The sequence below is a fragment of the Streptomyces viridifaciens genome (assembly GCF_001888885.2).
Lineage (GTDB): Bacteria > Actinomycetota > Actinomycetes > Streptomycetales > Streptomycetaceae > Kitasatospora > Kitasatospora aureofaciens.
The window spans coordinates 2,380,912-2,406,633 of record NZ_CP090841.1 but is presented as its reverse complement, the minus strand read 5'-3'; the positions used below and the strand labels follow the sequence as shown (position 1 = coordinate 2,406,633).

13 protein-coding genes and 3 rRNA genes are annotated in these 25,722 nt (G+C 68.6%); 14 read left to right on the top strand and 2 right to left on the bottom strand.

The window, feature by feature from the left end; translation table 11 throughout:
• Positions 1-77 precede the first annotated feature (77 nt).
• From BOQ63_RS17800 to BOQ63_RS17740, 13 genes are all read left to right on the top strand, one after another.
• The gene (locus BOQ63_RS17800) at positions 78-1,589 is read left to right on the top strand and encodes a gamma-aminobutyraldehyde dehydrogenase (RefSeq protein WP_030290424.1); all 1,512 of its coding nucleotides are present in this window, start codon (positions 78-80) and stop codon (positions 1,587-1,589) included.
• 54 nt (positions 1,590-1,643) lie between these two features.
• Positions 1,644-2,903, top strand: coding sequence for a polyamine ABC transporter substrate-binding protein (locus tag BOQ63_RS17795; RefSeq protein WP_078867725.1), 1,260 nt, complete (start codon positions 1,644-1,646; stop codon positions 2,901-2,903).
• Positions 2,904-2,952: 49 nt separating this feature from the next.
• Positions 2,953-4,092, top strand: a complete 1,140-nt coding sequence (locus tag BOQ63_RS17790) for an ABC transporter ATP-binding protein (RefSeq protein WP_030290426.1) — start codon at positions 2,953-2,955, stop codon at positions 4,090-4,092.
• Positions 4,089-5,018 (top strand): ABC transporter permease, encoded by a 930-nt coding sequence (locus BOQ63_RS17785; protein ID WP_030290427.1) that lies wholly within the window; start codon positions 4,089-4,091, stop codon positions 5,016-5,018. The genes BOQ63_RS17790 and BOQ63_RS17785 overlap by 4 nt, the downstream gene beginning before the upstream one ends.
• The gene (locus BOQ63_RS17780) at positions 5,018-5,821 is read left to right on the top strand and encodes an ABC transporter permease (protein ID WP_030290428.1); all 804 of its coding nucleotides are present in this window, start codon (positions 5,018-5,020) and stop codon (positions 5,819-5,821) included. Before BOQ63_RS17785 ends, BOQ63_RS17780 begins: the two co-directional genes overlap by 1 nt.
• A 61-nt stretch (positions 5,822-5,882) precedes the next feature.
• Positions 5,883-7,277 carry an NAD(P)/FAD-dependent oxidoreductase gene (locus BOQ63_RS17775; RefSeq protein ID WP_072654615.1) on the top strand — a complete coding sequence of 465 codons (1,395 nt, stop codon included), beginning with the start codon at positions 5,883-5,885 and terminating at the stop codon, positions 7,275-7,277.
• 123 nt (positions 7,278-7,400) lie between these two features.
• Entirely contained in the window at positions 7,401-7,832 is a 432-nt protein-coding gene (locus BOQ63_RS17770) for a bifunctional DNA primase/polymerase (RefSeq protein ID WP_030290430.1), read from the top strand.
• Positions 7,833-7,895: 63 nt separating this feature from the next.
• Entirely contained in the window at positions 7,896-8,660 is a 765-nt protein-coding gene (locus BOQ63_RS17765) for a nucleotidyl transferase AbiEii/AbiGii toxin family protein (protein ID WP_191093572.1), read from the top strand.
• A gap of 236 nt (positions 8,661-8,896) precedes the next feature.
• Positions 8,897-10,420: a CoA-acylating methylmalonate-semialdehyde dehydrogenase gene (locus BOQ63_RS17760; RefSeq protein WP_030290432.1), complete on the top strand. Its 1,524-nt coding sequence runs from the start codon at positions 8,897-8,899 to the stop codon at positions 10,418-10,420.
• A 641-nt stretch (positions 10,421-11,061) separates the two neighbouring features.
• Positions 11,062-12,578: ribosomal RNA gene (locus BOQ63_RS17755) — 16S ribosomal RNA — on the top strand.
• Between the two features lie 273 nt (positions 12,579-12,851).
• Positions 12,852-15,972 (top strand): 23S ribosomal RNA (locus tag BOQ63_RS17750).
• 86 nt (positions 15,973-16,058) lie between these two features.
• Positions 16,059-16,175, top strand: a 5S ribosomal RNA gene (rrf, locus tag BOQ63_RS17745).
• The 16S, 23S and 5S rRNA genes sit together here, the layout of an rRNA operon.
• A gap of 61 nt (positions 16,176-16,236) precedes the next feature.
• The gene (locus BOQ63_RS17740; protein WP_078867773.1) at positions 16,237-17,082 is read left to right on the top strand and encodes a phosphatase PAP2 family protein; all 846 of its coding nucleotides are present in this window, start codon (positions 16,237-16,239) and stop codon (positions 17,080-17,082) included.
• On the opposite strand, the gene BOQ63_RS17735 is transcribed toward BOQ63_RS17740, so the two are convergent.
• Positions 17,075-17,638 (bottom strand): GPR1/FUN34/YaaH family transporter, encoded by a 564-nt coding sequence (locus tag BOQ63_RS17735; protein ID WP_030290925.1) that lies wholly within the window; start codon positions 17,636-17,638, stop codon positions 17,075-17,077. The two genes, BOQ63_RS17740 and BOQ63_RS17735, sit on opposite strands and share 8 nt — an antisense overlap.
• Positions 17,639-17,962: 324 nt before the next feature.
• Positions 17,963-20,524, bottom strand: a complete 2,562-nt coding sequence (locus BOQ63_RS17730; protein WP_030290923.1) for a SpoIIE family protein phosphatase — start codon at positions 20,522-20,524, stop codon at positions 17,963-17,965.
• Positions 20,525-21,113: 589 nt separating this feature from the next.
• Here BOQ63_RS17730 and BOQ63_RS17725 point away from each other — a divergent pair.
• Positions 21,114-25,634, top strand: coding sequence for a HAMP domain-containing protein (locus tag BOQ63_RS17725; protein ID WP_046386033.1), 4,521 nt, complete (start codon positions 21,114-21,116; stop codon positions 25,632-25,634).
• Positions 25,635-25,722: the final 88 nt, after the last annotated feature.

Sequence of the window (25,722 nt, the reverse complement as noted above, 5' to 3'; positions counted from 1 at the left end):
CGGGACCGCAGACCCCCACTGCGGAAGCGTTTCACCGCGGCGCGCGGTCGAACCGCCGGCACTTGGAGGAACCCCAGATGGACCTGACCGACTTCGGCGCGGGCGCGCAGTACATCGCGGGCCGCCAGACCCGCGGCAGCGGCGAGCCCTTCCAGGTCGTCAACCCCGCCGACGGCAGCGTGGTCGAGCAGGTCGCGCTGGCCACCGCCGCCGACGTGGACACCGCCGTCGCCGCCGCGAGGGCCGCCCTGCCCGGCTGGTCCTCCGCCACCCCGGGCGCACGGTCGGAGGCGCTGACCCGGTTGGCCGCCGTACTGGCCGACGCGGCGGACGACCTCGCCCGGGTGGAGACCGCGCAGACCGGCAAGCCGGTGAAGCTGGCCACCGAGTTCGACGTCCCCGGCACCGTCGACAACGCCGCCTTCTTCGCCGGCGCCGCCCGCAACCTGGAGGGCAAAGCGGCCGGGGAGTACTCCGGCGACCACACCTCCTACGTGCGGCGCGAGGCGATCGGCGTGGTGGGCTCGATCTCGCCGTGGAACTACCCGCTGCAGATGGCCGCCTGGAAGATCCTCCCGGCGATCGCGGCGGGCAACACCATCGTGCTCAAGCCGGCCGAGCTGACCCCGCTGACCTCCCTGATGTTCGCCCGGGCCTGCACCGAGGCGGGCATCCCGGACGGCGTGGTCAACGTGGTCACCGGCGCCGGGCGCACGGCCGGCGAGCACCTGGTCTCCCACCCCGGCGTCGCGATGGTCTCCTTCACCGGCTCCACCGCCGTCGGGAAGCGGGTCGCCGAACTCGCCACCGCGAGCGTCAAGCGCACCCACCTGGAGCTCGGCGGCAAGGCGCCGTTCGTGGTCTTCGACGACGCCGACCTGGACGCCGCGGTGCACGGCGCCGTCGCCGCCTCGCTGATCAACGGCGGCCAGGACTGCACCGCCGCCACCCGCGCCTACGTCCAACGCCCGCTCTACGACGCCTTCGTGGCCGGGGTCGCCGAGCTGTACGCCGCGATCCGGATCGGCGACCCGCGCGACCCCCGCACCGACCTCGGCCCGCTGGTCTCGTACGCCCATCGGGACCGGGTGGCCGGCTTCGTGGAGCGCGCCCGCTCCTACGCCACCGTGGTCACCGGCGGCCCCGCGCCCGCCAAGGGCCACGACGGCAGCGACCTCACCCGGGGCGCCTACTTCGCGCCCACCCTGATCACCGGCGCGGCCCAGGACAGCGAGGTGGTCCAGGGCGAGGTCTTCGGCCCGGTGCTGGTGGTGCTGCCCTTCGACGGCGACGACGAGGGCCTGCGGCTGGCCAACGACACCCCGTACGGCCTGGCCGCCTCCGCCTGGACGGGCAACGTCCACCGTTCGCTGCGCGCCACCCGGGAGATCGCCGCCGGGTGCGTCTGGGTCAACGACCACATCCCGATCATCAGCGAGATGCCGCACGGCGGCTACAAGGCGTCCGGCTACGGCAAGGACATGTCCCAGTACTCGCTGGACGAGTACACCCAGGTCAAGCACGTCATGTTCGACACCACCGCGGTCGCCCGCAAGGACTGGCACCGCACCGTCTTCGGAGACCGATAACCCCTACGGCCGGGTGCTCCCCCCCACGCACCCCGTCTTCCCCAGGAGGCCCGCATGGCGTTCAAGGCGTTCAACGAGCTCACCGACGGTCTGCCCGAACCGGTCCGCAGGGCCTGGGAACGCAGTCTGACCAGTGGTCGGGCAGCGGTCGGCCGCCGCACCCTGCTGCGCGCCGCCGCGCTGACCGCCGGAGCGGGCACCCTGGCCGCCTGCGGCATCCCTGCGGCACCCCGGGCGACCGGCGACTCGACCGCCAACGCCGCCAAGGACCTCTCGGACAGCGAGAAGGAGGTCGACTTCTCCAACTGGCCGCTGTACGTGGACACCGACGAGAAGGACAAGGAGAAGCACGGCACCCTGGACGCCTTCACCGCGGCCACCGGTATCAAGGTCAAGTACAACGAGGACGTCAACGACAACGTCGAGTTCTTCGGCAAGGTCAAGCCGCAGCTGGCGGCCGGCGAGGACACCGGCCGCGACCTGGTGGTGCTCACCGACTGGATGGCCGCCCGGCTGATCCGGCTCGGCTGGGCGCAGAAGCTGAACCCGGCGAACGTCACCACCGCGATCACCAACGTCGAGGCCCGCTTCCGCGCCCCCGACTGGGACCCCGGCCGGCTCTACACCTACCCCTGGGCCGGCATCCAGACCGTCGTCGCCTACAACCGGAAGGCGACCAGGGGCAAGGAGGTCACCAGCGTCTCCCAGCTGCTGGACGACCCGGACCTCAAGGGCCGGGTCACCTTCCTCTCCGAGATGCGCGACAGCATCGGGATGGTCCTGCTGGACATGGGCAAGGACCCGGCGAAGTTCACCGCCGACGACTACGACGCCGCGATCGCCCGCCTGCAGAAGGCCGTCGACGGCAAGCAGATCCGCCGCTTCACCGGCAACGACTACGGCCAGGAGCTGTCCTCCGGGGACATCGCCGCCTGCGTCGCCTGGGGCGGCGACCTGATCCAACTGCGCGCCGACAACCCGGACATCGAGTTCGCCATCCCCGAGAAGGGCTACCTCGCCTCGACCGACAACATGCTGGTCCCGGCCAAGGCACGGCACAAGACGAACGCGGAAAAGCTGATCGACTTCTACTATCAGCCGAAGATCGCGGCGCAGCTGGTCGCGGGCATCGGCTTCGTCTCCGCCGTCACCGGGATGAAGGACGAGCTCGCCGCCCTCGCCCCGGACAGCGCGGCCAACCCGCTGGTCGTACCCACCCCCGAGATGGCGGCCAAGGCGCACGTGTTCCGAACCCTCACCGAGGGCGAGGAGAGCGAGTTCGAGCAGAAGTTCTCCAAGCTCATCGGCGCCTGACCCCCTCGGTAAACAGACACTGCCGGCAGAAAGACCCAGGAAGACACCCATGACAGACCAGCTGCGCGACGCGACCGGCGGCGACGTACGCCTCACCGGCATCGGCAAGACGTACGGCTCGTTCACCGCCGTCCACCCGCTCGACCTGACCGTCCCCCAGGGCTCCTTCTTCGCCCTGCTCGGCGCCTCCGGCTGCGGCAAGACCACCACCCTGCGCATGATCGCCGGCCTGGAGGAGCCCACCAGCGGCACCGTCCTGATCGGCGGCCAGGACGTCACCGCCCTGCCCCCGTACAAGCGGCCGGTGAACACCGTCTTCCAGAGCTACGCGCTCTTCCCGCACCTGGACATCTTCGAGAACGTCGCCTTCGGCCTGCGCCGGCGCGGGAAGAAGGACGTCAAGAAGCAGGTCGACGAGATGCTGGAGCTGGTCGAACTCGGCCAGTACGCCCGGCGCAAGCCGCACCAGCTCTCCGGCGGCCAGCAGCAGCGCGTCGCGGTCGCCCGCGCGCTGATCAACCACCCCCAGGTGCTGCTGCTGGACGAGCCGCTCGGCGCCCTCGACCTCAAGCTGCGCCGCCAGATGCAGCTGGAACTCAAGCGGATCCAGACCGAGGTCGGCATCACCTTCGTGCACGTCACCCACGACCAGGAGGAGGCCATGACCATGGCCGACACCATCGCGGTGATGAACGGCGGCCGGGTCGAGCAACTGGGGGCGCCCGCCGAACTGTACGAGAACCCCGCCACCACCTTCGTGGCCAACTTCCTCGGCCAGTCCAACCTGCTGCCCGCCGAGGTCACCGGCGGCGCGGGCGAGGACCTGCTGGTCTCCGTGGCCGGCACCCGCCTCGCGGTGCCGAGGGCGCGCTGCGCCACCGGGGCCGAGCGGGTCCACCTGGGCGTGCGTCCGGAGAAGATCACCATCACCCACGCCACCGAGCAGGTCGCCGAGGGCCGCAACAAGCTGGCCGGCACCGTCCTCGACTCCAGCTTCATCGGAGTCTCCACCCAGTACGTGGTGCGCACCGACGGCGGCCAGGAGGTCACCGTCTTCGAGCAGAACATGGAGCGCGACGCCCGCATCGTCCCCGGCGCAGCCGTGCAGCTGCACTGGAACCCGGCGCACTCCTTCGCCCTGGACGCCGCGCAGGCGATCGACGCGGGCACCGCGGAGGAGGCCGCGTGACCACCACCGCCCCGGCCGCGCCGTCGCAGGCCGTCCCGCTGGAGCCGGCCGAACGGAAGCCGAAGCGCAAGCTCACCCCGTACTGGCTGCTGCTGCCCGGCATCGTCTGGCTGGTCGTCTTCTTCGCCGTGCCGATGCTGTACCAGGGGTCCACCTCGCTGCAGACCGGCTCGCTCGAAGAGGGCTTCAAGGTCACCTGGCACTTCTCGACCTACTGGGACGCCGTGGTCGAGTACAAGTGGCACTTCGTCCGCTCGTTCTCCTACGCGGCCGTCGCCACCGTGCTCTGCCTGGTCATCGGCTACCCGCTGGCGTACACCATCGCCTTCAAGGCGAACCGGCGCTGGCGCAACGTCATCCTGATCCTGGTCATCGCGCCGTTCTTCACCAGCTTCCTGATCCGCACGCTGGCCTGGAAGACCATCCTGTCCGACGGCGGCCCGGTGGTCGGCGCGCTCAACGCCCTGCACGTCCTGGACGTCACCAACGCGCTCGGGCTCACCTCCGGCGACCGGGTGCTCGCCACCCCGCTCGCCGTGGTCTGCGGCCTGACCTACAACTTCCTGCCGTTCATGATCCTGCCGCTGTACACCTCGCTGGAGCGGATCGACCCCCGGCTGCACGAGGCGGCCGGCGACCTCTACGCCCGGCCGTTCACCACCTTCCGCAAGGTCACCTTCCCGATCTCGCTGCCGGGGGTGGTCGCGGGCACCCTGCTGACCTTCATCCCGGCCTCCGGCGACTACATCAACGCCCAGCTGCTGGGCTCGCCGAGCGAGCAGATGGTCGGCAACGGCATCCAGAAGCAGTTCCTGAACGTGCTCGACTACCCCACGGCGGCCGCGCTGAGCTTCGTCCTGATGGCCCTGATCCTGGGCATGGTGACGGTCTACATGCGCAAGGCCGGGACGGAGGAACTGGTCTGATGTCCCGCATCCTGAAGTGGGTCCGCGCCCACCTGGTCGTCCTGGCCGGCCTGCTGGCCCTCGCCTACCTGGTGCTGCCCAACCTGGTCGTGCTGGCCTTCTCGTTCAACAAGCCGGTCGGCAAGTTCAACTACGAGTGGAACGAGTTCTCCACCGACGCCTGGACCAACCCCTGCGGCGTCGCCGACATGTGCCAGTCGCTCTCGCTCAGCCTGCGGATCGCGGTGCTCGCCACCGTCGGCGCCACCGTGCTCGGCACCATGGTCGCCTTCGCGCTGGCCCGCTACCGCTTCCGCGGCCGCTCGGCCACCACCGCGATGATCTTCCTGCCGATGGCCATGCCCGAGGTGGTCATGGCCGCCTCGCTGGGAACACTGTTCCTCAACATGCGCATCCCCTTCGGCTTCACCACCATCCTCATCGCGCACATCATGTTCTGCCTCAGCTTCGTGGTGACGGCGGTCAAGGCGCGCGTGATGAGCATGGACCCGAGGCTCGAACAGGCCGCCCAGGACCTCTACGCGACCCCCACCCAGACCTTCCTGCGGGTCACCCTGCCGCTGGCCGCCCCCGGCATCGCCGCCGGAGCGCTGCTCAGCTTCGCGCTCTCCTTCGACGACTTCATCATCACCCAGTTCAACTCGGGCCCGACCACGGTCACCTTCCCGATGTTCGTCTGGGGCGCCTCGCAGCGTGGCATCCCGGTGCAGGTGAACGTCATCGGCACCGCGATGTTCGTCGCCGCGGTCGCACTGACCGTCGCGGGCCAGTGGCTGGGAAACCGCCGGAAGGCCACCGCCTGACGCACGGTCGGTCAGCGGTGGCCCCCACCTCCATCTATCCGTAGAAAGTGGCTGATAATGCATGGACTCCGCCCGCGCACTCAGTGACGCCAGGCCCACCCCGTTCTGGCTGGAGGACCCCGGCCGGCCGCAGGCGCTGCCCGCCCTGGTCGGCGACGCCACCTGCGACCTGCTGGTCGTCGGCGGCGGCTACTCCGGCCTGTGGACCGCCCTCATCGCCAAGGAACGCGACCCGTCACTGGACGTCGTGCTGGTCGAGGGCAACGAGGTCGGGTGGGCCGCGTCCGGGCGCAACGGCGGATTCTGCGCGGCCAGCCTCACCCACGGCTTCGGCAACGGCCTGGAGCGCTGGCCTGCCGAACTGGCCCAGCTGGAGCGCCTCGGCGCCGCCAACCTGGATGCCATCGAGGCCACCCTCAAGCGCTACGGCATCGACGCCGAATGGGAGCGCACCGGCGAGATCGACGTCGCCACCCAGCCCCACCAGGTCGAGGAACTGCACGAGATCGCCGAAGCCGTCGCCCGCTACGGCCTCGACATCACCGTCCTGGACGCCGACCAGCTGCGCGCCGAGGTGAACTCGCCGACCTTCCTCGGCGGTCTCTGGGACAAGGATGGCGTGGCGATGGTCCACCCCGCCAAGCTCGCCTGGGGCCTCAAGGAGGCCTGCCTGGGCCAGGGCGTCCGGATCTTCGAGCACACCCGGGCCACCGAGCTGCGCGAGCACGGCAGCGGCATGACCGCCCGCACCCCGTACGGCCGGGTCTTCGCCCGCCGGGTCGCGCTCGGCACCAACGTGTTCCCGTCCCTGCTCAAGCGCGTCCGCCCGTACGTCGTGCCGGTGTACGACTACGCCCTGATGACCGAGCCGCTCAGCGACGAGCAGCTCGCCGCGATCGGCTGGCGCGGCCGGCAGGGGCTCGGCGACAGCGCCAACAAGTTCCACTACTTCCGGCTCTCCGCCGACAACCGGATCCTCTGGGGCGGCTACGACGCGGTCTACCACTACGGCGGCCACGTCCGGCACGAGTACGACCAGCGGCCGGAGACCTTCCGCACCCTGGCCACCCACTTCTTCCGCTGCTTCCCGCAGCTGGAGGGGCTGCGCTTCACCAACGCCTGGGGCGGCGCCATCGACACCTGCAGCCGGTTCTCGGCGTTCTTCGACACCGCCCACCGGGGCAAGGTCGCCTACGCCGTCGGCTACACCGGGCTCGGCGTCGGGGCCACCCGCTTCGGCGCCGAGGTGATGCTCGACCTGCTCGCCGGCGAGCGCACCGAGCGCACCTCCCTGGACATGGTGCGCTCCAAGCCGCTGCCGTTCCCGCCCGAACCGGTGCGCTGGGCCGGGATCGAGATCACCACCCGCTCGCTGGAGCGCGCCGACCGCAACGGCGGCCACCGCAACCTCTGGCTGCGCACCCTCGACCGGCTGGGGCTCGGCTTCGACAGCTGACCCCGCCGGTTCGGTCCCGCGACCCGTGTAAGAGGGACCCGCCGTCCGCCTCTCCTCGGTGACGGCGGGTCCCGGTATCCCGCCGAGCCCGACCAGTACGCCAGCGAGAAACGGGGACACGACATGGAGCGCACCGGACTGAACTGGCTCACCCAGGCGGCACCGGACCCGGAGGACCTCCGGGCGCAGTGGGAACGCACCGGGCTGGGCCTGACCCTGCTACCGGCCGGACGCCGCTGGGACGTCCTCGCCGTCCCCGGTCGGCTCGGTCGCCCGGCCCTGGACGTCCTGGACACCGCCCCCTGCGGCCCGGTCCTCACCGACTCCGGGGAGGACCACGTCAGCTTCCTGGTGCCGGTCGGCACCGCTGCCCGCTGGATCGGCACCGGCGTGCGCTGCGCGGGGGAGGGCACCTGGATCGTCGTGCCCCACCCCGGACGCGGCAGCCGCGGCGTGCGCTGGCTGGTGCCGCCCGACGGCTCCGGGCGGCTCAACGACCCGGTGCTGCTGGAGCTGGCCCTGCACGAGGCGGCGGCCGGGCTCGGCGGCTGGTAGCGGGGACTCCTGCGGTCCGCAGCCGTGGCGCGCCGGGTGGGGAGCTCGGGTCAGACTGGAGATGTGACCACCGCCCCGCACGCCGTCGACGCGTCGCTCCGACCGGGCCCCGCCCAGCTGCGCCTGGCCGCCCTGGCCGGGCCCCTCTGCACCCGGTACGGGCTGGCGCTGGCCGGTGGGCACGCGCTGCGCGCCCACGGCGTTCCGGCCTGCCCGCAGGACGGACTGACCCTGGCCACCGGCGGCGCCGACCTGCCGGAGGTGGCAGCCGCGCTGGCGGAGGCGTACCGCGCGGCGGGCGGCGGGGTCGCGGAGCGGCCCGGCACACCGCGCCTGGAGCAACTGGCCGTACGGCTGGCACTGGGCGGCCGGTCGCACTCGGTGGAGCTGCGGAAGGAGCCGCTCGCCCACCGGCCGGTCCGGCTGGACTTCGGTGTGTCCGAGCCCGGCGAGCCGCCGGTGGTCCTGCCGGTGGTCGCACTGGAGGACGCGGCGGCGCTCACCACCGCGCTGCTGGTCGACCGGGGCATGCCGCGCGACCTGATCGACGTGCACGCCCTCACCAGGAACTACCGGGAAGGCGAACTGCTCGCGCTGGCAGCCGAGTTGGACCCGGACTTCCAGCCGGACTGGCTCGCCGACCGGCTGGAGACGCTGGCCGAGGCGGCGGACGGCCGGTTCCGCGCCCGGGGCGTCGAGGCCGGGGCGGTGGAGGGGCTCAAGCGGTGGGCCCTGGCCTGGGCGCAGGACCTGCGGCTGGACCTGCTGGAGACCCAGCAGGCGGCGGACGGGCTGCACGACCCGTACCTCGAGGACGAGGAGTCCTGAGGCGACACCGAGCCGTCGGGCCCGGCGGCTTCACGCGTTCGGCGCAGCGACCGGACGACCTGTAAGGCTGAATCCGTGATCCCCGTCAGCCTGTTCGTTGAGCCGTGCCCCGGTGGCCACCACACTGGGAGACGAGCGCGGTAGCCCCGTGAATTCCCGTCGCCCGGCCCTCTCGCGGGCGGCGCCAGACCGGACCGGTGGCAGGACGCCGCCCGGGACTTCGGAGGCAGACGGACTTGAGCAAGCACATCATTCACTGGATCGGCGGCAAGCCGGTGGCCACCGCCGGTGCGGCGCCCCGTCGCGGTGACGTCTTCGACCCGGCCACCGGCCAGGTCGCCGGCCAGGTCGACTTCGCCGGGATCGCCGAGGTCGACCAGGCCGTGGCCGCCGCGGCCTCGGCCTTCACCCAGTGGCGCAACGCCTCGGTGGCCAGGCGGACCACGGTGCTCTTCGCCTTCCGCGAGCTGCTGAACGCCCGCCGGGACGAGCTGGCCTCGATCATCGTGTCCGAGCACGGCAAGGTGCACTCCGACGCGCTCGGCGAGATCGCCCGCGGCCTGGAGGTCGTCGAGTACGCCTGCGGCATCCCGCAGCTGATCAAGGGCGGCTTCACCGAGCAGGCCTCCACCGGCATCGACGTCTACTCGATCCGCCAGCCGCTCGGCCCGGTCGCGATCATCTCGCCGTTCAACTTCCCGGCCATGGTGCCGATGTGGTTCTTCCCGATCGCCATCGCGGCCGGCAACACAGTCGTGCTGAAGCCCTCGGAGAAGGACCCGTCGGCGGCCAACTTCCTGGCCGAGCTGTGGAAGGAGGCCGGGCTGCCGGACGGTGTCTTCAACGTGGTGCACGGTGACAAGGTCTCCGTCGACCGTCTGCTGGAGCACCCGGACATCAAGTCCGTCAGCTTCGTCGGCTCCACCCCGATCGCCCGCTACGTCTACGAGACCGGCACCCGCTACGGCAAGCGTGTGCAGGCCCTGGGCGGTGCCAAGAACCACATGCTGGTGCTGCCCGACGCCGACCTCGACCTGGCCGCCGACGCCGCCGTCAACGCCGGCTTCGGTGCGGCCGGCGAGCGTTGCATGGCCGTCTCCGTCCTGGTCGCCGTCGACCCGATCGGTGACGAGCTGGTCGACAAGATCAAGCAGCGGATCGCCACCCTGAAGGTCGGCCCCGGCTGCAACGGCGACTCCGAGATGGGCCCGCTGGTCACCGGCCAGCACCGCGACAAGGTCACCTCCTACGTCGAGTCCGGTGTCGCCGACGGTGCCGAACTCGCCGTGGACGGCCGCAAGCACCCGATCGCCCCCGAGGACCGGAACGGCAGCCCGACCAGCGACGGCTTCTGGCTCGGCCCCACGCTGTTCGATCACGTGAAGCCCGGCATGTCCGTCTACAACGACGAGATCTTCGGTCCGGTGCTCTCCGTCGTGCGCGTCGCCTCCTACGAGGAGGGCCTGGCGCTGATCAACGCCAACCCGTACGGCAACGGCACCGCCCTCTTCACCAACGACGGCGGCGCGGCCCGGCGCTTCCAGTTCGAGGTGGAGGTCGGCATGGTCGGCATCAACGTGCCGATCCCGGTGCCGGTCGCCTACTACTCCTTCGGCGGCTGGAAGGCCTCGCTGTTCGGCGACGCCCACGCGTACGGCCCGGACGGCGTGCAGTTCTTCACCCGGGGCAAGGCCGTCACCCAGCGCTGGCTGGACCCGTCGCACGGCGGCATCAACCTCGGCTTCCCCACCAACAGCTGAGCCCGCTGGCGAGGCCGGCCGGACCCCTCCCCGGGGGTCCGGCCGGCCCCTTCTGCACGTCGTTTGCATCCGGGAGCGGAAGCGCGTACAGTCCTTCGAGCTGCCTGGCAGGGAGCACCGGACACGCGTCTGCGCGGACGGTCCCGGGGCAGCCAATCCTCTGAAACACCACTTCCGGTTCGCGCCGGTCGTTTCGCTTTCGCGTCTCGGCTCGGTGCTTATTGCGCGTGCTCGTTTTATCGGATTGCAGTCGGACTCGGCTGGATTCGCTTTTCGGAGCGGGGATCGGCTAGAGTTTGAAACGTCGGACGGGGCGTCAAGCCGCAGAAGACACCAGCGAGTTGGATGACGAAGCGCCGGAAACGGAGCGGAAAACATCTGATAAGCTGGAAACACGAAAGAACGAAGCGCCCGGAGGGCCCGCTGGAAGGCGGCCTGAAGGAAGCGTCCGTTCCTTGAGAACTCAACAGCGTGCCAAAAGTCAACGCCAGATATGTTGACATCCCCGGCCTCGATCGTCTGATCGGGGTTGGAGATTCCTTTTGAAACAAACACTAGCGAGGACGCAGTGCGCGGGATCACCCTATTCCGGTGGTTGCCGTGCCGCTCAACGCGGGTGTGGACCCGATTACGGGTAAACATTCACGGAGAGTTTGATCCTGGCTCAGGACGAACGCTGGCGGCGTGCTTAACACATGCAAGTCGAACGGTGAAGCCCTTCGGGGTGGATCAGTGGCGAACGGGTGAGTAACACGTGGGCAATCTGCCCTGCACTCTGGGACAAGCCCTGGAAACGGGGTCTAATACCGGATATGACCTTCCTCCGCATGGGGGTTGGTGGAAAGCTCCGGCGGTGCAGGATGAGCCCGCGGCCTATCAGCTTGTTGGTGGGGTAATGGCCTACCAAGGCGACGACGGGTAGCCGGCCTGAGAGGGCGACCGGCCACACTGGGACTGAGACACGGCCCAGACTCCTACGGGAGGCAGCAGTGGGGAATATTGCACAATGGGCGAAAGCCTGATGCAGCGACGCCGCGTGAGGGATGACGGCCTTCGGGTTGTAAACCTCTTTCAGCAGGGAAGAAGCGCAAGTGACGGTACCTGCAGAAGAAGCACCGGCTAACTACGTGCCAGCAGCCGCGGTAATACGTAGGGTGCGAGCGTTGTCCGGAATTATTGGGCGTAAAGAGCTCGTAGGCGGCCTGTCGCGTCGGATGTGAAAGCCCGGGGCTTAACCCCGGGTCTGCATTCGATACGGGCAGGCTAGAGTGTGGTAGGGGAGATCGGAATTCCTGGTGTAGCGGTGAAATGCGCAGATATCAGGAGGAACACCGGTGGCGAAGGCGGATCTCTGGGCCATTACTGACGCTGAGGAGCGAAAGCGTGGGGAGCGAACAGGATTAGATACCCTGGTAGTCCACGCCGTAAACGTTGGGAACTAGGTGTTGGCGACATTCCACGTCGTCGGTGCCGCAGCTAACGCATTAAGTTCCCCGCCTGGGGAGTACGGCCGCAAGGCTAAAACTCAAAGGAATTGACGGGGGCCCGCACAAGCAGCGGAGCATGTGGCTTAATTCGACGCAACGCGAAGAACCTTACCAAGGCTTGACATATGCCGGAAACATCCAGAGATGGGTGCCCCCTTGTGGTCGGTATACAGGTGGTGCATGGTTGTCGTCAGCTCGTGTCGTGAGATGTTGGGTTAAGTCCCGCAACGAGCGCAACCCTTGTTCTGTGTTGCCAGCGAGTAATGTCGGGGACTCACAGGAGACTGCCGGGGTCAACTCGGAGGAAGGTGGGGACGACGTCAAATCATCATGCCCCTTATGTCTTGGGCTGCACACGTGCTACAATGGTCGGTACAAAGGGCTGCGATGCCGTGAGGCGGAGCGAATCCCAAAAAGCCGGCCTCAGTTCGGATTGGGGTCTGCAACTCGACCCCATGAAGTTGGAGTTGCTAGTAATCGCAGATCAGCATGCTGCGGTGAATACGTTCCCGGGCCTTGTACACACCGCCCGTCACGTCACGAAAGTCGGTAACACCCGAAGCCGGTGGCCTAACCCGTATGGGATGGAGCCGTCGAAGGTGGGACCAGCGATTGGGACGAAGTCGTAACAAGGTAGCCGTACCGGAAGGTGCGGCTGGATCACCTCCTTTCTAAGGAGCACATGGCCGCTTGCAGGCGAATGTTCTGCACGGTTGCTCATGGGTGGAACGTTGACTATTCGGCACAGGAAGAGACCAGGGGCTAGTACTGCTTCGGCGTGGAACGCGTTCTGGGATTGACTGTGTCGGGCACGTTGTTGGGTCCTGAGGGAACGGAAGTTGCCTCAAGGATGCCGGCCTCACTTGAGGTAGCCCGGGTTCGGGTTGCCGAGGGTGTGTGACTGGTCGTTGTTTGAGAACTGCACAGTGGACGCGAGCATCTGTGGCCAAGTTTTTAAGGGCGCACGGTGGATGCCTTGGCACCAGGAACCGATGAAGGACGTGGGAGGCCGCGATAGGCCCCGGGGAGCTGTCAACCGAGCTTTGATCCGGGGGTGTCCGAATGGGGAAACCCGGCAGTCGTCATGGGCTGTCACCCGCTGCTGAACACATAGGCAGTGTGGAGGGAACGCGGGGAAGTGAAACATCTCAGTACCCGCAGGAAGAGAAAACAACCGTGATTCCGGGAGTAGTGGCGAGCGAAACTGGATGAGGCTAAACCGTATTGGTGTGAGACCCGGCAGGGGTTGCCAATACGGGGTTGTGGGAATGAGCTTCAGTCGTCTGCCGGCGGCTGGGCGAGTCAGAAACCGTATGGGTAGTCGAAGGACATGCGAAAGGTCCGGCGTAGAGGGTAAGACCCCCGTAGACGAAATCTGTACGGCTTGCTTGCTCATCTCCCAAGTAGCACGGGGCCCGAGAAATCCCGTGTGAATCTGGCGGGACCACCCGCTAAGCCTAAATATTCCCTGGTGACCGATAGCGGATAGTACCGTGAGGGAATGGTGAAAAGTACCGCGGGAGCGGAGTGAAATAGTACCTGAAACCGTGTGCCTACAAGCCGTGGGAGCGTCGTCAGTCGGTTTACCGGCTGGCCGTGACTGCGTGCCTTTTGAAGAATGAGCCTGCGAGTTTGCGGTGTGTAGCGAGGTTAACCCGTGTGGGGTAGCCGTAGCGAAAGCGAGTCCGAATAGGGCGTTTGAGTTGCATGCCCAAGACCCGAAGCGGAGTGATCTAGCCATGGGCAGGTTGAAGCGCGGGTAAGACCGTGTGGAGGACCGAACCCACCAGGGTTGAAAACCTGGGGGATGACCTGTGGTTAGGGGTGAAAGGCCAATCAAACTCCGTGATAGCTGGTTCTCCCCGAAATGCATTTAGGTGCAGCGTCACGTGTTTCTTGCCGGAGGTAGAGCACTGGATAGGCGATGGGCCTTACCGGGTTACTGACCTTAGCCAAACTCCGAATGCCGGTAAGTGAGAGCGTGGCAGTGAGACTGTGGGGGATAAGCTCCATGGTCGAGAGGGAAACAGCCCAGAACACCGACTAAGGTCCCTAAGCGTGTGCTAAGTGGGAAAGGATGTGGAGTCGCAGAGACAACCAGGAGGTTGGCTTAGAAGCAGCCACCCTTGAAAGAGTGCGTAATAGCTCACTGGTCAAGTGATTCCGCGCCGACAATGTAGCGGGGCTCAAGCACATCACCGAAGTCGTGTCATTGCAGCGAATAGGGCCAACGCCTGCTGTGATGGGTAGGGGAGCGTCGTGTGCCGGGTGAAGCGGCCGAGGAATCGAGTCGTGGACGGTATACGAGTGAGAATGCAGGCATGAGTAGCGATACAAGAGTGGGAAACTCTTGCGCCGATTGACCAAGGGTTCCTGGGTCAAGCTGATCTGCCCAGGGTAAGTCGGGACCTAAGGCGAGGCCGACAGGCGTAGTCGATGGACAACGGGTTGATATTCCCGTACCCGCTTTGAAGCGCCAACGCTGAACCTTCTGATGCTAAGCCCGTGAAGCCGTCCCGGAGCCTTCGGGCAAAGGGAAGTGGTGGAGCCGGTGGCCCAACGGGGTAGTAGGTGAGCGATGGGGTGACGCAGGAAGGTAGTCCAGCCCGGGCGGTGGTTGTCCCGGGGTAAGGGTGTAGGACGTGGGGTAGGCAAATCCGCCTCACATATAGTCTGAGACCTGATGCCGAGCCGATTGTGGTGAAGTGGATGATCCTATGCTGTCGAGAAAAGCCTCTAGCGAGTTTCATGGCGGCCCGTACCCCAAACCGACTCAGGTGGTCAGGTAGAGAATACCGAGGCGTTCGGGTGAACTATGGTTAAGGAACTCGGCAAAATGCCCCCGTAACTTCGGGAGAAGGGGGGCCATTCCTGGTGACGGGCCTTGCGCCTTGAGCTGGGGGTGGCCGCAGAGACCAGCGAGAAGCGACTGTTTACTAAAAACACAGGTCCGTGCGAAGCCGTAAGGCGATGTATACGGACTGACGCCTGCCCGGTGCTGGAACGTTAAGGGGACCGGTTAGCTCCACTTCGGTGGGGCGAAGCTGAGAACTTAAGCGCCAGTAAACGGCGGTGGTAACTATAACCATCCTAAGGTAGCGAAATTCCTTGTCGGGTAAGTTCCGACCTGCACGAATGGCGTAACGACTTCTCGACTGTCTCAACCATAGGCCCGGTGAAATTGCATTACGAGTAAAGATGCTCGTTTCGCGCAGCAGGACGGAAAGACCCCGGGACCTTTACTATAGCTTGATATTGGTGTCCGGTTCGGCTTGTGTAGGATAGGTGGGAGACTTTGAAGCAGCAACGCCAGTTGTTGTGGAGTCGCCGTTGAAATACCACTCTGGTCGTGCTGGATGTCTAACCTGGGTCCGTGATCCGGATCAGGGACAGTGTCTGGTGGGTAGTTTAACTGGGGCGGTTGCCTCCTAAAGGGTAACGGAGGCGCCCAAAGGTTCCCTCAGCCTGGTTGGCAATCAGGTGTTGAGTGTAAGTGCACAAGGGAGCTTGACTGTGAGACTGACGGGTCGAGCAGGTACGAAAGTAGGGACTAGTGATCCGGCGGTGGCTTGTGGAAGCGCCGTCGCTCAACGGATAAAAGGTACCCCGGGGATAACAGGCTGATCTTCCCCAAGAGTCCATATCGACGGGATGGTTTGGCACCTCGATGTCGGCTCGTCGCATCCTGGGGCTGGAGTAGGTCCCAAGGGTTGGGCTGTTCGCCCATTAAAGCGGTACGCGAGCTGGGTTTAGAACGTCGTGAGACAGTTCGGTCCCTATCCGCTGTGCGCGTAGGAGTGTTGAGAAGGGCTGTCCCTAGTACGAGAGGACCGGGACGGACGAACCTCTGGTGTGCCAGTTGTTCTGCCAAGGGCATGGCTGGTTGGCTACGTTCGGGAGGGATAACCGCTGAAAGCATCTAAGCGGGAAGCCTGCTTCGAGATGAGCACTCCCACCTCCTTGAGAGGGTAAGGCTCCCAGTAGACGACTGGGTTGATAGGCCGGATATGGAAGCCCTGTGAGGGGTGGAGTTGACCGGTACTAATAGGCCGAGGGCTTGTCCTCAGTTGCTCGCGTCCACTGTGTTGTTCTGAAACAACGACCCCGACCCCGTAAGGCGTGGGTTGGTGCGGTTGACAGTTTCATAGTGTTTCGGTGGTCATAGCGTGAGGGAAACGCCCGGTTACATTCCGAACCCGGAAGCTAAGCCTCACAGCGCCGATGGTACTGCAGGGGGGACCCTGTGGGAGAGTAGGACGCCGCCGAACAATCATTCCAAAAAGACCCCCTCCCATTCGGGAGGGGGTCTTTTTGCGTTACCCTCTGCCAATGCAGAACCTGACCCTGACCTGGCAGACCGCCGGGGGCGCCGCCGTCGTCCTCTACGGCGGCGCGTACGCGGCGGCGCGGGTCCGGAAGCCGGGGGTGTCGGCGCTGCTGCGGGAGGCCGGCACGCTGCTGGCGCTCTTCACGCTGTGGCAGTTGGTGGGGCACCTGTCGGTGATGAGTGCCGACCACGCGCTGGACCGGGCGAGCTGGATCCATCGGACCGAGCAGGTGGTCGGGCTGCCGGACGAGGCGTCCTGGCAGGCGGCGGTCACGCCGTACCCGGTGCTGGTGCGGCTGGCGAACTACTACTACGCGGTCATGCACTTCGCCGTCATGCTCGGAGTGCTGTTCTGGGTCTTCGTGCGGCACCGGGCGCGCTACGCGTGGGTGCGCAACACGGTGGTGATCACCACCGCGGTCTGTCTGCTGGTGCAGTTCATCCCGGTGGCGCCGCCGCGGATGCTGCCGGGGAGCGGGTTCGTCGACGTGGCCGCGGAGTACGGGCAGTCGGTGTACGGCGGCGCGGTGGGCGGGGTGGTGGTGGCCGACCAGCTGTCGGCGATGCCCTCGGTGCACGTCGCCTGGTGCGTGCTGGCGGCGGTCGCGGTGGTGCGGGTGTCGCGGAGTCCGTTCCGCTGGCTGGTGGTGCTGCACCCGGTGCTGACGGTGGCGGTGGTCGTGGTGACCGCCAACCACTTCTGGGCGGACGGCATCGTCGCGGTCGCGATCCTGTTGTCCGCCTACGCCGTACTGGCGTTGGCGGCACGGTGGCGGGGTCGGGTCTCCGTCGAGACGGAGACCCGACCCCGCACCGCAGCCGAGAACCGGCCCAGGCAGGTCACTTGACCGGCAGGGCGACCTTCCCCCAGGAGCCGTTGCTCAGCGAGGAGGTGGCCCAGTACCAGGCGACGAGCCCGGCGACGGCCGCGATCCAGCCGGCGGCCTTGCCCAGACCGCTGTAGCTGCCGAAGACCGCGATGGCGTTCAGCACCAGGGAGAGCGTGAACAGGCCGTAGACGGCGCGGCTGACCAGGCCCGCACCCCAGCCGGCCGCTGTGAGGCTGAGGGCGAGCAGGGCCCACAGCAGCAGGAACAGACCGGCGGCGTTCTTGCTCGCGCCGCCCGCCACCGACCAGGTCGCCCAGAAGGCGCCGAGGCTGGTGAAGGCGGTCCCGGTGAAGCCCTCGCCGCGGCGGAGCTGCCAGAGGCCCGCGATGAACAGGGTGACGCCGCCGAGCAGGTGGGCGAGGTGGGCCGCGTCCCCGACGCCGGTGCCGTGCAGGATCCCGGTGGAGAGCAGACCGTAGGCGAGCAGTGTGAGGCCGAGGGCGAGGTAGCCGAGGTTACCCGCGTCGGCTCCGGTGGAGCGGGCGTTCGTTGCCCCGGAAGCGTCGTTGCTCACCGGAGGCTCCTTTCACTCTGTGCGCGCGCAGGGCGCAGTGACGCTGTGGTGTGGGGACGAGGGGGGATGCGCGCGACCGCGCCGAGGGCGCACGGCTGGGAGCGTGCGCGGGCGGCGGTCAGAAGTGAGGTCGGAAGTGGTGGGCCGGCGGAGAGCCGCTGGTCACGTCCTCGCCGGGGAGATTCCCCGGCGAGACCGGTTTACCCGGCCCTGTTCGCTTGTACCCTTGTGAAGATAACAATTTGTGACTGCGTCAGCTGTGGAGCGGTCACGCGCGGACAGCCACGCGCGGACAGCCACGCGCCAACCGTCACGGGCCAACGGTCACGCCTGACGCTGGTGCGGCACCCGAAGGGTCAGGATCGCCATGTCGTCGGACGGCGGCTCGGGGGCGAAGCGCTCGACCGCGCGCTGCACCCGCATGGCAACCGCGCCGGCGGTCAGGCCGGTGCAGCCGGTGAGCACCTCGGCGAGGCCGTCGTCGCCCAACATCCGTCGGCCCTCGCGGCGTTCGGTCACTCCGTCGGTGACGCAGAGCAGCACCTCGCCGGGGGAGAGCACCAGGCGCTCGGCGGTGAGTTCGAGGTCCTCCATGACTCCGAGCAGCGGCTGCGGGGTGGCGGCCCGGTCGACCTGGCCGTCGGTGCGCAGTCTCAGCGGCAGCGGGTGGCCGGCGCAGACCAGGGACAGTTCGGTGCTGCCGTCCGGGCGGGGCGTCAGTTCGCCGTACAGCAGGGTGAGGAATCGGCTGCGCGAACCCTCGTCCAGGATGGCCGCGTTGAGCCGACGCAGCACCTGTGGGGCGTCCAGGCCCTCGCGGGCGAGCAGGCGCAGCGAGTGCCGGGCCAGGCCGGTGACGGAGGCGGCCTCGGGGCCGGTGCCGCAGACGTCGCCGATGGCGAAGCCGTAGGTGCCCTCGCGGATGGTGAACAGGTCGTAGAAGTCGCCGCCGACCTCGTTGCCCTCGCCGGCGGCCTGGTAGTAGACGTCCACCTCGACGCCGGGGATCTCGGGCAGGTCCGGCGGCAGCAGGCTGCGTTGCAGGGCCTGGCTGGTGGCGGTGCGTTCCGAGTAGAGGCGGGAGTTGTCGAGGGCGAGGGCGGCCCGGCGGGAGAGGTCCTCGGCGAGTTCGAGGATCTCCTGGCGGAACCGGACGCCGGCCGGGACGCCGAGCGCGAGCAGGCCGATGACCCGGTTGCGGGCGGTCAGCGGCAGGACGACGGTCTCGCCGAGCAGGCCCGCGAGTTCGGGGCTGTCGGTGAGGCCGCGGGCGGTGGCCGCCTCGGTGGGCGCGGTCCAGAAGCGGACGCCGTGGGTGGGGCCGGCCTCGGGGGAGGCGGTCTTGTCGAGCAGGTCGCGCAGCGGGTCGATCCGGTCCTCGTCCTCGTGCAGAACGAAGGCGAGGCGGGCCGGGGAGCTGTGGTCGCCGTTGGTGTAGACCGCGCACCAGGAGGCGAGCGTGGGGACGGCCATCTGGGCCATCAGCGCGAGGGTCTGCTCGTGTTCGAGGGTGCCGGCCAGCAGGTCGGAGGCCTCGACGAGGAAGGAGAGCGAGCCGCGGCGCAGTTGTTCGAGCTCGGTCAGCCGGGTGCTCTCGACGGCCAGGGCGACCCGGTCGGCGGCGAACTGGAGGCGCAGCGCGTCCTCGTTGTCGTAGCGGCCGGGGGCGGCGGTGGCGATGCCGAGCGAGCCGATGAGGCGGCCCTCGACCTTGAGCGGGACGGTGACCAGGGAGCGCATGCCGCTGCCGGAGAGCAGGGGCAGTCCGCTGGGGCGGGCGGTGAGGTCCTCGTGGACGGAGGGCAGCCGGGCGGAGTCGTAGCGGTTGCCGGTGTCGACCGGGAAGCGACTGTGCCGACGGTGCTCGGTGGTCAGGCCGGTGGCTGCGCGGACCTCGAACTCGGTCTCGTCGTCGGTGGTGAGCAGCAGGTAGGCGGCGTCGGCGTCGAGCAGGTCGCGGGCGCGTTCGACGGTGCGCTGGAGCAGGGTCTCCAGGTCGTCGGTGGCGACCGGGCCGGCCAGCAGGTCGAGCCTGGGGCCGGCGGCGTCGGCGCGCTCGCCGGGCAGGGCGCGGGCGGGGGAGCGCAGGACGGCGCGGTCGGCTTCGAGGACGAGCAGACAGAGGGTGGAGGGGACGCCCTCGGTGTCGCGCACGCGCACCTGGACGCCGTACACCTCGACCTCCTCGCCGTCGGGCAGCCGAAGGCCGTAGCCGCCCTCCCAGCGGGCCAGCCGGAGGGTGTCGGTGAGGCCGGGGCCGCGGCCGGGGGTCTGCGGCCAGACCGCGAGGTCGGCCCAGGGGCGGCCGAGGACGGTGGCGGCGGGGTGCTGGAAGAGCGCCTCGGCGTCCGGGTTCCAGGCCAGCACCCGGCCGTCCTCGTCGAGCTGGACGACGGCGACGTGCACCGGGCCGCGGCTGCTGGGCAGGTCGCTGCCGGGGGTGGCGGGAACGGCGTAGCGGGTGCCGACCACGTGTGCCGGCAGGGTGAGCCGGAACCAGACGGTCTTCTGCCCGGCCGCGTACTCGACGCCCCAGCGCTCGGCGAGGGCGGAGCACATCAGCAGGCCGCGGCCGCCCTCGCCGTCGGGGTCGGCGAAGCGGTCGGAAGCGGAGACGGGCCCGTCGCCGAGGGAGGGCAGGCCGCGCTCGGGGTGGTGGTCGGTGACCTCGATCCGGACGGTCTGCTCCTCGCGCAGGCAGCAGACCTCGGCGGCGGTGCCGGCGTGCACGACGGCGTTGGTGACGAGTTCGCTGACCAGGACGACGGCGTCGTCGACGACCTCGGGCAGGCCCCAGCCGAGCAGCGCATCCCGGACGAAGCCCCGGGCGGCGGCCGCGGACCGGCCGTCGGGGGCGAAGGTGGCGGCTGCGCGCGCAGTGACCACGTTGCCACTTCTCCTCTGCTGCTCTGGCCCTGACTGTCCGGGGTTACGGCGCCGACCTCCCCGTGCGCGCCGTCGGGGTGAGCGTCGGCGCTGGGTCGGGTCGTGGCCCGGTGCAGCGCTCCACCCTACTTTCCGCTTGGTTCCCCGTGGGGGCGGGGCCGTGAAACAGGCACCAGAGGGTGATTCTCCCCACCTGTTTCGGACGGTGCGGGGACAACCCAGTGCAACCGGCCGTATACCGGGCGCCAGTGCTGCCAGACTGGGGGGTCCGCGACGGCCGGTGGGAGCAGTACGGTCGTGTAGGTGCCGGTGGACCGGAGGGTCCGGCCGGCACGCAGCCCAGCCGGGCCGGTGCCCGGTCCGTGCCGTACCGGCGCGGCGGTCACCGGACAGTTCACACGATGTGGGAGGGGCCCCGTTGAGTTCGGCCATCAAGGACGCCACCAAGGACGCTACCGGTACGACGCCGCCCGCGCCGCGCGGCGGGCGGTCCGGGACCGCGCCGCGGATCGCGGCCGGCCGGCGATCGGGCCACAACCGCAGCGCGGAGCCCGCCGAGCTGCGCAAGCTGCTGGCCGCGCTGACCGCGATGCGGGACGGCAACTTCCGGCGCCGGCTGACGGTTCCGGGCGACGGGCCGCTGGCGGAGATCGCCGCGGTGTTCAACGAGGTCGCCGAGCGCAACCAGCACCTGACCGGTGAACTGGCGCGGGTGCGGCGGGCGGTGGGCCGCGAGGGCCGGCTGAACGAGCGGTTGGAGACCGGCGCGGGCGAGGGCGCCTGGATGGCGGCCGTCGACAACTGCAACGCGCTGATCGACGACCTGGCCCGTCCGATGGCCGAGGTGGGCCGGGTGCTGACCTCGATCGCCGAGGGCGACCTGGACCAGAAGATGGAGCTGCGCTCGCTGCACAGCAACGGGGTGAGCCACCCGCTGCGCGGCGAGTACCTGAAGATCGGCCGGACGGTCAACGGACTGGTGGACCAGCTCTCGGAGTTCACCGACGAGGTGACCCGGGTGGCCCGCGAGGTGGGCACCGAGGGCAAGCTCGGCGGTCAGGCCAAGGTCCGCAGCGTCTCCGGCAGTTGGAAGGACCTGGCGGACTCGGTCAACACCATGGCTGGTCGGCTCACCGCGCAGGTGCGCAACATCGCCCAGGTGACCACGGCGGTGGCCAAGGGCGACCTGTCCCGCAAGGTGACCGTCGACGTGGCCGGCGAGATGCTGGAGCTGAAGAACACCGTCAACACGATGGTGGACCAGCTGAACGGCTTCGCCGCCCAGGTCACCACGGTGGCCCGGGACGTCGGTACGGAGGGCCGGCTCGGCGGCCAGGCGCAGGTGCCGGGTGTGGCCGGGGTCTGGCGTGAGCTGACCGACTCGGTGAACTTCATGGCCGACAACCTGACCGGCCAGGTGCGCAACATCGCCCAGGTGACCACGGCGGTGGCGCGCGGGGACCTCTCGCAGAAGATCGAGGTGGACGCGCGCGGGGAGATGCTGGAGCTGAAGAACACCATCAACACGATGGTCGACCAGCTCTCCGGCTTCGCGGAACAGGTGACCAGGGTGGCCCGCCAGGTGGGCACCGAGGGGCGGCTCGGGGGCCAGGCCCAGGTGCCCTGGGCGGCCGGGGTGTGGCGGGACCTGACCGACAACGTCAACTTCATGGCGAACAACCTCACCGACCAGGTGCGCAACATCGCCCAGGTGACCACCGCGGTCGCCAAGGGCGACCTCTCGCAGAAGATCCAGGTGGACGCGCGCGGGGAGATCCTGGAGCTGAAGAACACCATCAACACGATGGTCGACCAGCTCTCCTCCTTCGCGGACGAGGTCACCCGGGTCGCCCGGGACGTCGGCACCGAGGGCATCCTCGGCGGCCAGGCGAGCGTGCCCGGGGTGTCCGGGACGTGGAAGGACCTGACCAACAGCGTCAACCTGATGGCCAACAACCTGACCAGCCAGGTCCGCAACATCGCCGAGGTGACCACGGCGGTGGCCCGCGGCGACGTGTCGAAGAAGATCACCGTCGACGCCAGGGGCGAGATCCTGGAGCTGGTCACCACCGTCAACACCATGGTCGACCAGCTGTCGGCCTTCGCCGACGAGGTCACCCGGGTCGCCCGCGAGGTGGGCACGGAGGGCATCCTGGGCGGCCAGGCGCGGGTGCGCGGGGTGTCGGGGATCTGGAAGGACCTGACCGACAACGTCAACTTCATGGCCTCGAACCTGACCGGACAGGTGCGCAACATCGCCGAGGTCGCCTCCGCGGTGGCCCGCGGCGACCTCTCCAAGAAGATCACCATCGACGCGCAGGGCGAGATCGCGACGCTCGCCGGGACCCTGAACACCATGGTCGACCAGCTGTCCGCGTTCGCGGTGGAGGTCACCCGGGTCGCCCGCGAGGTCGGCACCGACGGCACCCTGGGCGGCCAGGCGAGCGTGCCGGGCGTGGCCGGCATCTGGAAGGACCTGACCGACAACGTCAACCAGATGGCCAACAACCTCACCGGTCAGGTCCGCAACATCGCGCTCGTGATCACGGCGGTCGCCCGCGGCGACCTCTCGCAGAAGATCGACGTCGACGCGCGCGGCGAGATCCTCCAGCTCAAGACCAACATCAACACCATGGTCGACCAGCTGTCCGCCTTCGCCGACGAGGTCACCCGGGTCGCCCGGGAGGTGGGCACCGACGGGCGGCTCGGCGGCCAGGCCCGAGTGCCCGGGGTGGACGGCACCTGGCAGGACCTCACCGAGTCGGTGAACGAGCTGGCCAACAACCTGACCCGGCAGGTGCGCGCGATCGCCCAGGTCGCCACCGCGGTGACCAGGGGCGACCTGAGCCTGCGGATCGACGTGGACGCCGCGGGGGAGCTCGACGAGCTCAAGGACAACATCAACCAGATGATCGCCAACCTGCGCGAGACCACCCGCACCAACCAGGAGCAGGACTGGCTCAAGACCAACCTGGCCCGGATCTCCGGCCTGCTGCAGGGCCGCCGGGACCTGGAGGCGGTCGCCTCGCTGATCATGACCGAGCTGACCCCGGTGGTCTCCGCCCAGCACGGCGCCTTCTTCCTCGCCCAGCCGGCCGGCCGCACCGCCGAACTGATCACCGAGGACGACGACGAGAACGACACCGTGCTGCGCCTGATCGGCAGCTACGGCTACCAGCGGCGGGCGATGCCGACCACCTTCCGGCCGGGCGAGTCGCTGATCGGCCAGGCGGCGGTCGAGAAGCGGGCGATCATCGTCAAGGAGGCGCCGCCCGGGTACCTCAAGATCGCCTCCGGCCTCGGCGAGGCCTCGCCGACCCACATCGTGGTGCTGCCGGTGCTGTTCGAGGGCCGGCTGCTGGGCGTGATCGAGCTGGCCACCTTCAGTTCCTTCACCACCGTCGCGCTGGACTTCCTGAACCAGATCGCCGACCTGATCGGCGTCACCGTCAACACCATCAGCGTCAACACCAAGACCGAGGGACTGCTGCTGGAGTCCCAGCGGCTCACCGCCGAACTCTCGATGCGTTCCGCCGAGTTGGAAGCCCGCCAGGAGGAACTGGAGCGCACAAACGAGGAGTTGCAGGAGAAGGCCGAGCAACTCGCCCAGCAGAACCGCGACATCGAGATCAAGAACAGCGAGATCGAGGAGGCCCGGCAGGTGCTGGAGGAGCGCGCCGAGCAGCTCGCCCTGGCCTCCCGGTACAAGAGCGAGTTCCTCGCCAACATGTCGCACGAGCTGCGCACCCCGCTCAACTCGCTGCTGATCCTGGCCAAGCTGCTCTCCGACAACAACGAGGGCAACCTCTCGCCCAAGCAGGTGGAGTTCGCCGACACCATCCACGGCGCCGGCTCCGACCTGCTCCAGCTGATCAACGACATCCTCGACCTGTCCAAGGTCGAGGCCGGCAAGATGGACGTCCGCCCGGCCCGGATCGCCCTGGTCCAGCTGGTCGACTACGTCGAGGCCACCTTCCAGCCGGTCGCCGTCGACAAGAACCTGGACTTCGCGGTCCGGGTCTCGCCCGCCCTGCCGGTCACCCTGCACACCGACGAGCAGCGGCTCCAGCAGGTGCTGCGCAACCTGATCTCCAACGCGGTCAAGTTCACCGACGCCGGCGGCGTCGACTTCTCGATCAGCCCGGCCGGCCGGGACGTCCCCCAGCACGTGCGCGAGCGGCTGCTGGAGTTCGGCTCGATCCAGGGCCCGGACGACGAGCTGATCGCCTTCTCGGTTTCCGACACCGGCATCGGCATCCCCGGCAACAAGCTGCGCGAGATCTTCGAGGCGTTCAAGCAGGCCGACGGCACCACCAGCCGCAAGTACGGCGGCACCGGCCTCGGCCTGTCGATCAGCCGCGAGATCGCCCGGCTGCTCGGCGGGGAGATCCACGCCGAGAGCGAGCTGGGCAAGGGCTCGACCTTCACGCTCTACCTGCCGCTGCGCACCGACGCCCCGGACGCCGCCGCCGAGCGGCCGGCCGAGCGCCCGGGGGCCGCGAACCCGCCGGCGCCGCGCGCCTCGGTCGGGGTGACCCCCGTGGGCCTGCCGGTGCCGGTCGGCGAGAGCCCGGCCGACCACTGGGCCCAGGAGGTCCGGGAGATGGCCGAGGAGCGCCGTCGCGGCGCCATGGAGCGCCGGCGTACCGCCGCGCTGGAGAGCGCCGCCGCGCCGCGGGCGGTGGAGCCCGCGCAGCAGCCCAGGCCGGCCCGCGGCGACACCCGCTTCGACGGCCAGCAGGTGCTGATCGTGGACGACGACGTGCGCAACGTGTTCGCCCTGACCAGCGTGCTGGAGCAGCACGGGCTGACCGTGCTGTACGCGGAGAACGGCCGCGAGGGCATCGAGATGCTGGAGCAGCACGAGAACGTGGCGCTGGTCCTGATGGACATCATGATGCCGGAGATGGACGGCTACGCGACCACCGAGGCGATCCGCCGGATGCCCCAGTTCGCCGGTCTGCCGATCATCGCGCTGACCGCCAAGGCGATGAAGGGCGACCGCGAGAAGTCCCTGGAGGCGGGTGCCACCGACCACATCACCAAGCCGGTGGAGACGGACCACCTGCTGTCGGTGATGTCGGAGTGGCTGAACGGCGACCGCGCGTGAGGGCCCGGCGGGCGCGAACCCCGGGTTCGCGCCCGCCGGCCGGCCGGTTTGCTGGCGATCGGGCCCGGGAACCCGGTAGGGTCACCGA